This window comes from Pseudorhodoplanes sinuspersici, assembly GCF_002119765.1.
GTDB classification, from domain to species: domain Bacteria; phylum Pseudomonadota; class Alphaproteobacteria; order Rhizobiales; family Xanthobacteraceae; genus Pseudorhodoplanes; species Pseudorhodoplanes sinuspersici.
Genome location: NZ_CP021112.1, coordinates 5090289 through 5102485 on the forward strand (window position 1 = coordinate 5090289; position 12197 = coordinate 5102485).

The window sequence follows — 12197 nt, forward strand, 5'->3', positions numbered from 1 at the left end:
AGCTTGGCTCTGGGTCCTCGCTTTCGCGGGGACGAGCGGAAGAAAATCGATTCAGCGCGACGAGTCAGCTTCCCGTGTGTCGATGACGCGCTACTTCAGCCCGAACATGTGCGGCACGAACAGCGTGATCTGCGGGAACGCGATCAGGATCAGCAGCACGATCGAGAGCGGCACGCAGAATTGCCAGATCTCGCGATTGATCTCGCGCATCGGCACCTTTGTCAACGATGACATAATGAACAGGATCAAGCCGTAAGGCGGCGAGATAATCGCGATCATGAAATTGACGATCACCACAACGCCGAAGTGAACGAGATCGATGCCGAGCGCCTTCACCGTCGGTAACAGCACCGGCACGAACACCAGCAGCATCACCGCGCTATCGAGCACCGTACCGAGCACAAGGAACATCACGTTGACGAGCAAAAGGAATGCCAGCGGCGACAGGTTCAGCCCGGCAATCCATCGCGAGAGACTATCGCCAATGCCTTCATTGGTGATAGCGAAGTTGACGATGAACGAGCTGATCAGCAGCAACATCACGATCGCCGACTGCCGCGACGATTCCTGAAACGCTTCAACCAGCGTCTTGATAGAAAGGCTTCGATACCATAATCCGCCGATGATCATCGCCCAGAGCGCGGCGACGGCGGCAGCTTCCGTCGGCGTGAACACGCCCCCCCAGATGCCGCCCAGCAACACCGCCGGCAATGTGAGCGGCACAAACGCCTGCCCAAATGCCGTTGGCCATTGCCGCAGCGGTACCGGCTCCCCGCGCGGCAGCTTGCGACGCCTGGCAATCAACAGGATCAGGATCGAGATCGACACCGCCATCAGCAGGCCTGGTACGATGCCTGCCAGAAACAACGCGCCGATCGAAGCGCCTGAAATGAGTGCGTAAAGCACCATCGGGATCGACGGAGGGATCAGTGGCCCCAGCAGCGCCGCCGCCGATGCGACCGCAACGGCAAGACCGCCCGGATAGCCACCCTGCTTTCGCATCATGCGAATTGCCACCATGCCAGCCCCGGCGGCATCCGATGCCGCGCTGCCCGTCATCGACGACATGATCAGGTTGGTCACTACCGTCACGTGACCGTGGCCGCCCGGCAGCCGTCCGACGATCGTATTGGCAAACGTCCAGAGTCGCTCGGAAATGGTCGACGCGTTCATGATGTTCGCCGTGAGAATGAACAGCGGCACCGCGAGCAGCACGTTGAGCGTCAGCGTCGTATTCAGCGTCTGGTCGACAAGCAGGCCGATATCCTGCTTGCTGACCCACAGATAGACGATGCCGGCTGCAAACATCGATAGCACGATCGACAGCCGCAAAGCGGCCGCGACCACAAAAACGACCAGCAAGGCAATAAAGGACGTCGACATGTCAGCCAACCACATTCGGTGCCGCGGGTTCGGCATCGTCGGCGACATGTGCGCGCCAATTCGGTCCGGCAAAGCTCACGAATTTCGCAGCAAGCCTGACGATGACCATCGCAAAATAGATGATGAAACAGGCATAGACGATGTCCAGGCGCCATTCGAGCGCCGACGTCTGCTCACGCCACAGAAACATCACGTAATCGACGATGATTGGGAAAGCGACTGCGAACAGCAGCCCGAACAGAGCAGTTTGGAGAAGGCCCACCACACGCCGTCCGCCGGGCGGCAACTTCGCCCACAGAATGTCGAAGGCGACATGATCGCTGTCGCGGCTGACGAAAGCGTCCGTGAGAAACATGCACCAGAGAAACACGATCATCGCCAGCTCATCGGACCAGGCGATGGGGGCAGAGAATACATATCGCGCGGCGACACCGGCGATGTAGATGGCAAAGATCGCAAAGAACATCGCCGTCGTCACCCACTCCGCAACGATGCGGAAGCGGGTGACGACGTGTGTAAAAGCCGCGCGCAAAGCGATGCCTATTTCGTGTCGGCGATGCGCTTCAGGAGATCGGCATTCCATTTCTGCGACAGGCCGGAGTCCTGATATTGCTTGTCGACGGAGGCCTTGAATGCCGCGAGATCGGGCTCGGTAATGGTGATCCCGGACTTGCGGAAGGTATCGACCAGTTCCTTTTCGTCTTGCAGGCGGCTCTTGTCGTTGAACTCAGCTGCTGCGCGCGCGTGCTTGAGGATCACGACCTTTTGTGCCGGCGAAAACTTGTCCCACACCGGTTTGGCCACGGCGAAAGCCACTGGCTGCACGACGTGATTGGTCAGCACGAATTGCTGCGACACTTCGTTGAGGTTATTAAAGCGCGCAATGGCGAGCGGATTTTCCTGTCCATCAATCGCACCGCTCTTCATCGCGAGATAGACTTCCGGCATCGCCATCGGCGTCGGCGTGACCCCGAGCCCGCGGCCCAGCGCATTCCATCCCGGCCCCGGCGGCATTCGCAGCTTGACACCGGCCAGATCGGCCGGTGTTTTCACGTTGCGTGCCTGACGCAGATTCACCTGCCGCGTGCCAAGATAAATGAAATCGATGATCTCGATCCCCATCTTCGATGCCACGGCCGCCGCATACTCCTTGCCGATCGGCCCGCCCATCACCTTGCGCATGTGATCGTAGTCGCGGAACACGTAACCGGCAGAGAACAGACCGAATTCGGGGATCTGCTGTTCGATCTCGAAGGTGGTCATCGTGCTCATTTCGAGATTGCCGCGCTGGATGGCCGGCAATTCGGTGCCCTGACGAAACAGCGAGGAACCAGGATGCACCGATATCGCGACCTGCCCTGGCAGATCGCGCTCGACATTCTCCTTGAACTGCTGAAGCGCGCGCGTGAGCCAATCCTGCTCCGCCGCGGCCGTCGAAATGCGAAACTGAATCGGCGCGCCTTGCGCCAAAGCAACGCCCGGCAAGCAGCTTGCAAGCGCGAACGCGCCAGCAATAACGGTCCGTCTGGTGATCATATCGACACTTCCTTATGTTGCGCCGTTCACCCGGTCAGCGGCTCGCGAATGGTGACTGAAAGCGTTCCGATACCTTCGATGGTGGCGTCGACATGATCGCCGACCGACAGGAATGTCTGCTTCGGCGCGCCGACACCGGCAGGCGTCCCGGTCAGCACGACATCGCCCGGATCGAGCGTCATGATGCGCGACAGGATTTCGATCTGCTCGGCGATCGAGAAGATCATGTCGGTCGTGCGTCCGTCCTGCTTGACCTCGCCGTTCACCGAAAGCTTCAGCGCAATATTCTGCGGATCGGGAATAGCCGATGCTGGAACGATCCGCGGGCCAAGCGGACAGCAGGTATCGTGCGCTTTGCCCGCCACCCAATCGAGCTTATAAAAGGTGTCCGGTGCGCGGTTGTGATCGCGCGCCGAGAAATCGATGCCGATGGTGTAGGCCGCGACATACGACAGCGCGTCTTGCGCCTTCACCGCCCGTGCGCGCTTGCCGATCACGGCGGCCAATTCGATTTCCCAATCGAACGCTTTGGTATCGATCGGCATGTGGACGGTCGGCCCCTCGCCCACCACCGCGTTGTGCGCCGGCTTGAAGAAGAAAAACAGCCGCTGCGCTTCCTTGCGCGTATCGGGAACGCCCATCTCCTTCAGATGATCGTAATAATTCGCACCAGCGCAGAGGACCTTTCCGGGATAAAGCAGCGGCGCCAGGCGCTCCGACGCAGCCGGCACCTTGTCCTCCGCGCTTACCGTGGCGGCGGCTTTGTTGAGCGCCGCGTACGAGCGGTCCCAATCGGAAAACAGGCTCGCGACATCGCTCGCGCCGCTCCAGCCGGCACGCGCCAGTGTGGGTTCCAAGCGATAGAGATTGCCGTCCACTTCAAGACAGGCAGTCGGCCCGTCCAACTTCACGGTTGCAAGTGCCCAATTGGCAACTGTCATTCGCCCCGTCCCCCTAGAGCATGATGCCGAAAAGTGCGAAGCGGTTTTCGGACGAACATCATGCTCTAACGTATTAGAATCGATCACGTTTTATGGTTTTGGATCAATTTGATCCAAAACCATCGTGATCTATTGTCATGAATTGCACCAGAATTTATAAATTCTGTCAAACGTGAGATTCCAACTTTCATGAACGATCCACTGGCGCCTTTCGATCTTGAGCCGCGTTCGGAAGCCGAGCGGGCCTATCAAGTGCTTCGCCGCGAATTGCTGAGCGGGGAATGGTTGCCGCTCGAACGTTTGCGCCCCTCCGTCTTGCAGCAGCGGTTCGAATTGGGTCTCACACCGATCCGAGAAGCGTTGATGCGGCTGGCCGCCGATGGTCTGGTGCAAGGCGAAGCGCAGCGCGGCTATCGCGCCTGCGGCGTATCGGCATCGGAATGGAAAGATCTGATGTCGACCCGGCGCGAGCTCGAGCAGTCATGCCTTACCCAAGCCATGCAACTGGGCGATGCGACCTGGGAAGCCAGGATCGTTGCGACCATGCATCTGTTGGCCCGCACGCCGCTGCCGAAATCGGCCAGCGACCGCAAGTCCGCGGAATTATGGGAAGTGCGCCACCGCAATTTCCACTTTGCACTTGTGTCGGCCTGCGGATCGGACTGGCGTCTGCGTTTCTGGAGCACGCTGACCGATCATTCCGAACGCTACCGCAAGCTGCGTCTTCTGCGCCGCAAGGAAACCGCCGCGCATGTGCGCAATGCAGTGGGCGATCACCAGACCATCATGGAAGCGGTGCTTGCGCGCGACGTCCCGCGCGCGACGCAACTGATGGACGATCATCTAGCGACAACGGAACGTGCGATTTCCGAATTGCTGCGCCACGCCGACGACGGAAACGGCAAACATAAACAGCAAACATAAACAGCAAACATAAACAGCAAACATAAACAGCAAACATAAACAGCAAACATAAAAAAAACGGGGCGATCGCTCGCCCCGCATCCAGTTCTCAGCGGTGACTGTTTTTTGTTATCCCGGCACCGCCCTTTCCTGCCCGCGTTTTCCGCGTTCTATTTTTCGAACTTCAGATTGCCGGCCTTGATCACGTCCGACCACATCTTCTGCTCGTTCTCGATGACCTTCGTGAATTCGTCAGTCCCGGTGCCGGTCGGCCGTACCGCCATGCCACGCAGTTTGTCCTTCACCTCGGTCTGTGTGATCACCGCACTCAGTTCCTTGTGGATCTTGTCCACGATCGCTTTCGGCGTTCCAGCCGGGACGAAAAATCCGCTCCACAAGCTGACATTCACATCCGGAAATCCAGATTCGGCCATCGTCGGCACGTCCGGCAGATCGGGAAAACGCTCCTTAGACAGCACAGCGAGCGCACGCAGCTTGCCGCCCTGAACCTGCGGCACCATCGGCGGCGGATCGACGACCGTCATCGCCGCGTTACCGGAAATCACCGCGAGGATGGATTCACCCGAGCTCTTGTAAGGGATGGCAGTACCGCTCGCGCCCGACTTCATCTTGAACAATTCGGACGGCAACGTGAACGCCGGCGACGAGGTCGCGTAATTCGCCTTATCCTTGTTTGCGTTGGTCCAGGCGACAAGATCTTTCGCAGTCTTGGCCGGATGATCACTCCCGACCGTAAGGAAAAGCGGAAAATCTCCGATCATCGTCACGGGAATGAAATTCTTCAGCGTCTGATAGTCGGTCTTGTAGATCAGCGGGCCGATCGCCATCGCACCGCTTGCACCGACAAGGATCGTGTAACCATCGGCCGGCTCGCGCGCGACATATTCAGCCGACAGCCGGCCGCCGGCGCCCGCCTTGTTCTCGACGACAACTGTCCAGCCGGTCCGTTTGCTCAATTCATTCTGGATCAGGCGCGCGAAGATATCGTTGCCGCCGCCGGCTGCGAAGCCAACGATCATGCGGATCGGCTTGTTGGGAAATGATGCGGCTGGATCCTGCGCCAAGGCCGCACCAGCGGACAAGCTCAAAGCAAGAATGCCGACGCTAAACGCTGAGCGGCTGAGCCACCCTGAAACCATGCTATCCTCCCGTATCAGGTTTTTCTTGCCGGCACTGATTGATCGCACCGGTCACGTTCGCTTCACACCATAGCGGGTTCGCCCCCGATCAGGATAGCCAATTTTTGATGGGCTTTGATCGCGTCCGGCAGGCGGTCTAAACGATCGGCAGGCCCGCATAATTCTCGGCCAGAGAGGTCGCCGCCGCCCGGGAATTAACGATGTAATCGAGTTCGGCCAATTGCCGGCGGCGGTCGAACGGCACTTCGTTCGGGAAGACGTGGAAGATCTGCGTCATCCACCAGGAGAAGCGCTGCCCCTTCCAGACCCGCTCCAGACAGGTTTTCGAATAGCCCTCCAGAAGATCGGTCTTGTGTGACTTGTAGTAAGCGGACAATGCGCGTGAGAGCATGCGCACATCGGCCAGTGCGAGGTTCATGCCCTTTGCACCGGTCGGCGGCACGATATGCGCGGCGTCGCCGGCGAGAAACAATCGGCCAGTCTGCATCGGCTCACAGACAAAACTGCGCATCGGCGTCACGCCCTTCTGCAGAATCTTGCCTTCCTGCAGCTTGCGCGTGCCCTGCAACCGGATGTGCAATTCCTCCCAGATCCGGTCGTCCGGCCAGTTGTTGACGTCCTCGTCGTGATCGACCTGGACATACAGCCTTGAGATGGTTGGCGAGCGCATCGTGTAGAGCGCAAAACCCCGATCATGATAGCTGTAAATCAGCTCGTGATCCGGTGGCGGAGAGTCCGTCAGGATACCAAGCCAGCCGAATGGATATTCGCGATCGTAGAACGTCAATGTGCCTTCCGGAAAGCTCGGACGGCAGATGCCGTGGAAGCCATCGCAACCGGCGATGAAATCGCAATCGATGCGCTGATCTTTGCCATCCTTGCGGAACGTGATCGACGGCTTGTCAGTGCCGAAGTCATGCACCGCTGTATCCTCGACCTCAAAGATGATCTGGCCACCATCCTTCAGACGTTGTGCGACCAGATCCTTCACCACCTCCTGCTGGCCATAGATGGTGATCCCCTTCCCGACCAGGTCCTTGAAATTGAGGTGATGCGTTTCGCCATTGAAGCAAAGATGATTGCCGTCATGAAACATCGCCTCGCGCTGCATGCGCTCGCCGACGCCGGTCTCGATGAGCATGTCGGTCGCCCATTGCTCGATCAGCCCGGCGCGAATGCGGTGCTCGATATAGTCGCGGCTGCGGTTCTCGATGATGATCGATTCGATGCCGGCGAGGTGCAGCAGATGCGACAGCATCAACCCGGCAGGACCTGCACCGATGATTCCGACCTGTGTTCGCATCGTTCTCGCATCTCCTTAGAGTTGAGACGCGCGTGTTACCGGCACGGCCTGCTCCGGCAAAGGTCTTTTTCCCGGAACGGCTGGCACGTTTCATGAGGCTTTTGCAGTACGGCAATCATGCCGCACTGCACACATCAACGATTCCCGCGAGCATCCGCGCGGAATGTCTTGGTTTCCGATACCGAACCATCGCGGTACGTCAGCTCGATCGAAACGAATTTCGTGCCGGGCGAAAGCTTCAGATATGGCTGCGCGCTGTGCGGAATCGAAGATGGATTGCTTGGGTCACAGACCGGCATCGCCAGCTTCTTGTCCGGCACGGTCGAATCGATGCCGATCTTCACCTCGCGGATCGCGCAGCGATACGACATCAGATGTGTGTAATAGACCATCAGGCCATTGAACTCCCGGAACGACAGCCAGCTGCCGCTGGTCATTTCCAGGATCTGGCGCTCACCGCGTTCCAATGCAGCAACCGGGTCGAACTTGATCGGGAACGGCTCCGCCCACTCGCCGCGGATATCGGCGTACCGCACATAGATCGTACCTTCCGGCGTATCGGCATCGAGCTGCAGTGACGGGTTGGGCATGCGCTTGCGCGTGCGCGGATCGAGCGTGTCGAGGAAGCCCGTCTCCCTGAAATTACCCTTGTCGCCATAGCGCCAGGAAATTGCGGTCACCGGATCGGCGAATGACAGCGTCACCGACCAGCCGCCATTGTGGCGCATGAAATTGGCCAGCGGCGCGTTGAGTTGCTCCGGCTCGCTCGGACGGTTCGGCAATGGCGACGGCTGCACCGGCAGGGCCGCGACCTGTTGCGGGATGACCTCCATCGCACGCTTTGGATCGAGCGTGCCGTTCAGCACCACATCGCCGACGATCTCGTCATAATAGGCCGGGCGCTGTGCGTGCTTGTATTTGCGCGCCAGCTCAGTGACGCTCGCCTGCGTGCGCTTGGCGACCTGCACCAGCGACAGTCCCGGTGTCTCCAGCTCCTTCACGAAATAGCGGGTGAACACGGAATTGGGGTCCTTGTCGTCAGCCGACGCATAATCGAGCGCGGTCTGGTTCTCGGACGCCGAATAGATCACGAAGGCGCCGTCCTCGCTCATCGCCGCGAGACCACCGCCCCCACGGACACTGCGGGTGCCGGCGCGCTCGAACGGATTGTTGCGGCAGGCGTCGAGCACCAAAATAGTCGTGCGGACGCCCTTGCTGCGGACCCGCTCCATGATCCGCCGGGCAAGGAAGGAGTTCTCGTGAATCTTTTCCTCCTCGCCGTCGAGGGCCATCGGCACGTCGGTCGGTAAGAGGTAATTCTCGCCTTTGATCTGGAAGCCGTGGCCAGCGAAGAAGAAAAAGGCGGTATCGCCTTCCGACAGCGCCCGCTCAAAGGCAGTCAGGCTGTCGCTCATGCTGCGGCGGTTCTGGTTGGTGGCCGAGATCACCTGGAAGCCGAGACCCTTGAGGGTCTTGGCGATCCGCTCGGCATCGTTGCCGGCTTTCCTGAGGGGCGTCACGTTCTGATAGGTGTCGTTGCCGATCACCAGTGCCACGCGCTTCTGCGCCGCCGCCGGTGTGAGCCCCAGCGCAAGCAGCATTGCTGCGACAATACACGTCAGCCTGACCATGAATGCGCCCCCTCAGAACGCCGCTAAGCCTTGAAGAATCGCGGGCGCCACGTGGAGCGCCTAGTCAGCCATAGTCGCATGAAAGGCTGCTGCGGTTCAATTTTGACGGCCGTCCGGATCGGATATTCACCCGCCCGAATTGAGGCAATACGGAATCGCCGTTATCAATTGTGTGACACAGCGCCGTGAGAGTGCTGGAGCAAGGGGCGAACGCGGGAGGACGAGATGATGAACCGGGACCATGGCATGAGCCAAAGGCGTATGATGCGCGGGCGGGAAACGGCGGCGGCAGCGTTTGCAATCGCCCTTGTCGGCGCGATGCTGGCCATGGCCGGCACCCCGGCTCAAGCCCAGACCTGGCCGCAGCGCCCGGTCCGGCTGGTGCTGCCCTTCGGCGCCGGCAGTGCCACGGACGTGGCCGCGCGGCTGATGACCGACAAGCTGCAGGCCAAGTGGGGCCAGCCGGTCGTGATCGAAAACAAGCCGGGAGCTGACGGCCTACTCGCCATCAACGCCTTCCTGCAGGCCAATGACGACCACGTCCTGCTTTATTCCTCCAGCGCCTCGTTCATGGCGCATCCCTATACGCTCGACAAAATGACCTACGATTTCGAGCGCGACATGACGCCGATCGCGCGGGTGACCGATACCGTGCTCTGCGTGAATGTGCCGGCCTCCTCGCCGATCCAGACGCTCGGCCAGTTCGTCGCCGCCACGCGCGCCGCCCCCGGCAAAATGAACGTCACCGGGGCGCCCGGCGTGCCGGATTTCACCCTCGACTATTTCCTGAAGACGCAAGGGCTGCAGGCCCAGAAGATTCCGTTCAAGAATATCGTCGAGGCGGCCACCGCCCTCGCCGGCGGCCAGATCGACTTTCTCCTGACCTCGGTCGCCATCGTCCAGCCGCTGGTCAGCGCCGGCAAGATCCGCATCCTTGCGGTCACAAGCCGCGAGCGTGCATCCTTCGCACCCGATATTCCGACCGTCCACGAACTCGGCTTCGGCGGCCTCGGCGTCGAAACCACCGCTGGCCTGTATGGACCCAAGACGATGCCGCGTGAATTACGTGAACGTATCGCCCGCGATGTGACGGAGGTCGCTGCCGACAAAACTGTCTCGGAGCGGTTGCTCGCCACCGGCCAGGTGGTGCGGACCGGAAGCCCGGACCAGCTTGCGAGCACTATCAAGGAGCAATCCGACCTGACCGCCCGTATCGCCAAGACACTCGATCTGAAACCGAAAAACTAGGAGCCAAACCCACAGAATGCAGCGCAGATTCAAATGGGCTTCGCTGCCGGATGACAAGCTGCTGAAACTGCGGCTGAAGGACCTGCACGTCCGTGTCGATGGCACATGGCTCGAAGACTGTCTGCAGGACCTCTACGAGGAACTCGAAGAACGCGACCTTCGCATCCACCCTCATGTCTGGCTGTCAGATGAATGGTTCAGCCCCGATACGACACCGGGCATCGCCATCCCGTTCTATCTCGCGCATCCGCGGCTGATGCAGCTCGAGCGCAAAATGATCATCGACGTCGAAGGCGGCACGCGGCTCGACTGCATGCGCATCCTGCGTCACGAAACCGGCCATGTGATCCAGAACGCATTCAAGCTGCAGCGCCGCCGCCGCTGGCAGGAATTGTTCGGCAATTCTTCCGCGCATTATCCGCGCTATTACCGGCCCAACCCGGCAAGCAAGAATTACGTGCAGCATTTGCGCCTGTGGTATGCGCAAAGCCATCCCGACGAGGATTTTGCCGAAACCTTCGCCGTATGGTTGAAGCCGCGTTCGGACTGGCGCAAGCGCTATGCGGGATGGCCGGCTTTACGCAAACTCGAATATGTCGACGAGGTGATGAACGAGGTCGCCGGCCAGCGCTCGCAATTGCCGCGCGGCCCCGCGGTGCATCCGTTGAGCCAGATCAAGACAACCTTGGCCGTTCACTACGAAAAGAAGCAGGCGCTTTACGCTGTTGACACGCCACGCACCTATGATCGCGAACTGCTTCGCATTTTCTCCGACGACCCGAAACATCGCAGCACGTCGCCGACAGCCGCCGAATTCATCCGGCGCAATCGCTCCCACATTCGTCACGTCGTGGCACGCTGGACCGGCGAATATCAGTTGACACTCGACACCGTTCTCGACGACATGATCGACCGTTGCCGGGAACTGAAATTACGCGCCGTCGGTCCCGAACGGCAATTACGAACAGATTTCACCGTTTTGTTAACGGCGAAGACGGTTCACTCGCTTTATAGTCCGTCTCGCCGACAATGGTACGCCCTATGAAAAAAACGCGCGTTCTGGTTCTTTTGCATCCAGAGCAGGCGCCGCCGGACTCGATCAAAGGATACAGCGAGCAGGATATACTCGCGTTCAAGACCGGCTACGACGTCGTCAATACATTGCGAAAGGCGCGGCACGAAGTTCGTGTCCTCGGCGTGCAATATGAATTGCGGCCGATCCGGCAAGAAATCGAAGATTTCAAACCCGACATCGTCTTCAACTTGCTGGAGGAATTTCACGGCGAGCCGGCCTACGACCAGAATGTCGCAAGCTATCTCGAATTGCTCCGCATCCCCTATACCGGCTGCAATCCGCGTGGATTGATTTTGTCACGCGGCAAGGATCTGTCGAAGAAACTCGTTCACTATCATCGCATTCCGACACCAGCCTTCGCCGTCTTCCCGATGAACCGGAGAATCAAGCGGCCTGACCGTCTGCCTTTTCCGCTGATTGTCAAAAGCCTGAGCGAGGATGCGTCGCTTGGCATTGCGCAGAAATCCATCGTCGATAACGACGACAGGCTGGAGGAGCGCGTCACCTTCATTCACGAAAAGATCGGCACCGCTGCGATTGCCGAGCAATATATCGACGGCCGCGAACTTTATGTCAGCGTGCTCGGCAACGAACGGCTGCGCCTTTTCCCGATCTGGGAGCTTGAATTCGGCGATATCGGCAGCCGCATTGCAACCGCCAAAGTGAAATTCGATGTCAAATATCAGGAAGAGCGCGGCATCCTGCAGGGCGCCGCTGTCGATCTTGCGCCGGACATTGAAAAGCGCATTTACAGCCTGACACGCCGCATTTGCCGCACCCTCGAACTCGACGGTTACGCGCGCGTCGATTTTCGGCTCGCGGCCGATGGCACGCCGTATTTTCTCGAGGCTAACCCCAACCCGGAAATCGCCCGCCATGAAGTGTTCGCGGAAGCGGCTGAATATGGCGGCATGAAGTATTCCGATATGCTGCGCCGGATCGTCCAGCTTGGCCTGCAGCGCAGCCGGAAGATGCAGCGCTAGCCTGAAGGCATTGCGAGTGGCGAGCCGGCCGCGT

At 59.6% G+C, this 12197-nt stretch carries 11 protein-coding genes; 4 read left to right on the plus strand and 7 right to left on the minus strand.

Going from position 1 to position 12197, the window contains the following annotated elements:
- Positions 1 to 90: 90 nt before the first annotated feature.
- The 4 genes from CAK95_RS24855 to CAK95_RS24870 are packed head-to-tail and all read right to left on the minus strand — an operon-like array spanning position 91 to position 3860.
- Positions 91 to 1383, minus strand: a complete 1293-nt coding sequence (locus CAK95_RS24855; protein WP_086090355.1) for a TRAP transporter large permease — start codon at positions 1381 to 1383, stop codon at positions 91 to 93.
- 1 nt (position 1384) lies between these two features.
- Entirely contained in the window at positions 1385 to 1915 is a 531-nt protein-coding gene (locus CAK95_RS24860) for a TRAP transporter small permease (protein WP_157699738.1), read from the minus strand.
- A gap of 8 nt (positions 1916 to 1923) precedes the next feature.
- Positions 1924 to 2919 carry a TRAP transporter substrate-binding protein DctP gene (dctP, locus tag CAK95_RS24865; RefSeq protein WP_086090357.1) on the minus strand — a complete coding sequence of 332 codons (996 nt, stop codon included), beginning with the start codon at positions 2917 to 2919 and terminating at the stop codon, positions 1924 to 1926.
- A 26-nt stretch (positions 2920 to 2945) separates the two neighbouring features.
- Positions 2946 to 3860: a fumarylacetoacetate hydrolase family protein gene (locus tag CAK95_RS24870; protein ID WP_086090358.1), complete on the minus strand. Its 915-nt coding sequence runs from the start codon at positions 3858 to 3860 to the stop codon at positions 2946 to 2948.
- A 189-nt stretch (positions 3861 to 4049) separates the two neighbouring features.
- On the opposite strand from CAK95_RS24870, the gene CAK95_RS24875 reads away from it, so the two are divergent.
- Complete coding sequence (locus CAK95_RS24875; protein WP_086090359.1) at positions 4050 to 4784, plus strand: GntR family transcriptional regulator; 735 nt, start codon at positions 4050 to 4052, stop codon at positions 4782 to 4784.
- Positions 4785 to 4933: 149 nt separating this feature from the next.
- Here CAK95_RS24875 and CAK95_RS24880 read toward each other — a convergent pair whose 3' ends face one another.
- The 3 genes from CAK95_RS24880 to CAK95_RS24890 all read right to left on the minus strand — a co-directional run bounded on the left by CAK95_RS24880 (position 4934) and on the right by CAK95_RS24890 (position 8857).
- Positions 4934 to 5923 carry a Bug family tripartite tricarboxylate transporter substrate binding protein gene (locus CAK95_RS24880; RefSeq protein WP_086090360.1) on the minus strand — a complete coding sequence of 330 codons (990 nt, stop codon included), beginning with the start codon at positions 5921 to 5923 and terminating at the stop codon, positions 4934 to 4936.
- A gap of 136 nt (positions 5924 to 6059) precedes the next feature.
- On the minus strand, positions 6060 to 7226 hold the full coding sequence (locus CAK95_RS24885; protein ID WP_086090361.1) for a 4-hydroxybenzoate 3-monooxygenase: 1167 nt from the start codon (positions 7224 to 7226) through the stop codon (positions 6060 to 6062).
- Between the two features lie 134 nt (positions 7227 to 7360).
- Positions 7361 to 8857, minus strand: a complete 1497-nt coding sequence (locus tag CAK95_RS24890) for a caspase family protein (RefSeq protein WP_086090362.1) — start codon at positions 8855 to 8857, stop codon at positions 7361 to 7363.
- 246 nt (positions 8858 to 9103) lie between these two features.
- Here CAK95_RS24890 and CAK95_RS24895 point away from each other — a divergent pair, with 246 nt between their 5' ends.
- The 3 genes from CAK95_RS24895 to CAK95_RS24905 are packed head-to-tail and all read left to right on the plus strand — an operon-like array spanning position 9104 to position 12163.
- Positions 9104 to 10105 (plus strand): Bug family tripartite tricarboxylate transporter substrate binding protein, encoded by a 1002-nt coding sequence (locus CAK95_RS24895; RefSeq protein WP_157699739.1) that lies wholly within the window; start codon positions 9104 to 9106, stop codon positions 10103 to 10105.
- Between the two features lie 16 nt (positions 10106 to 10121).
- Entirely contained in the window at positions 10122 to 11150 is a 1029-nt protein-coding gene (locus CAK95_RS24900) for a putative zinc-binding metallopeptidase (protein WP_086090364.1), read from the plus strand.
- On the plus strand, positions 11147 to 12163 hold the full coding sequence (locus CAK95_RS24905) for a D-alanine--D-alanine ligase family protein (RefSeq protein ID WP_086090365.1): 1017 nt from the start codon (positions 11147 to 11149) through the stop codon (positions 12161 to 12163). Before CAK95_RS24900 ends, CAK95_RS24905 begins: the two co-directional genes overlap by 4 nt.
- The last annotated feature ends 34 nt before the right edge of the window (positions 12164 to 12197 follow it).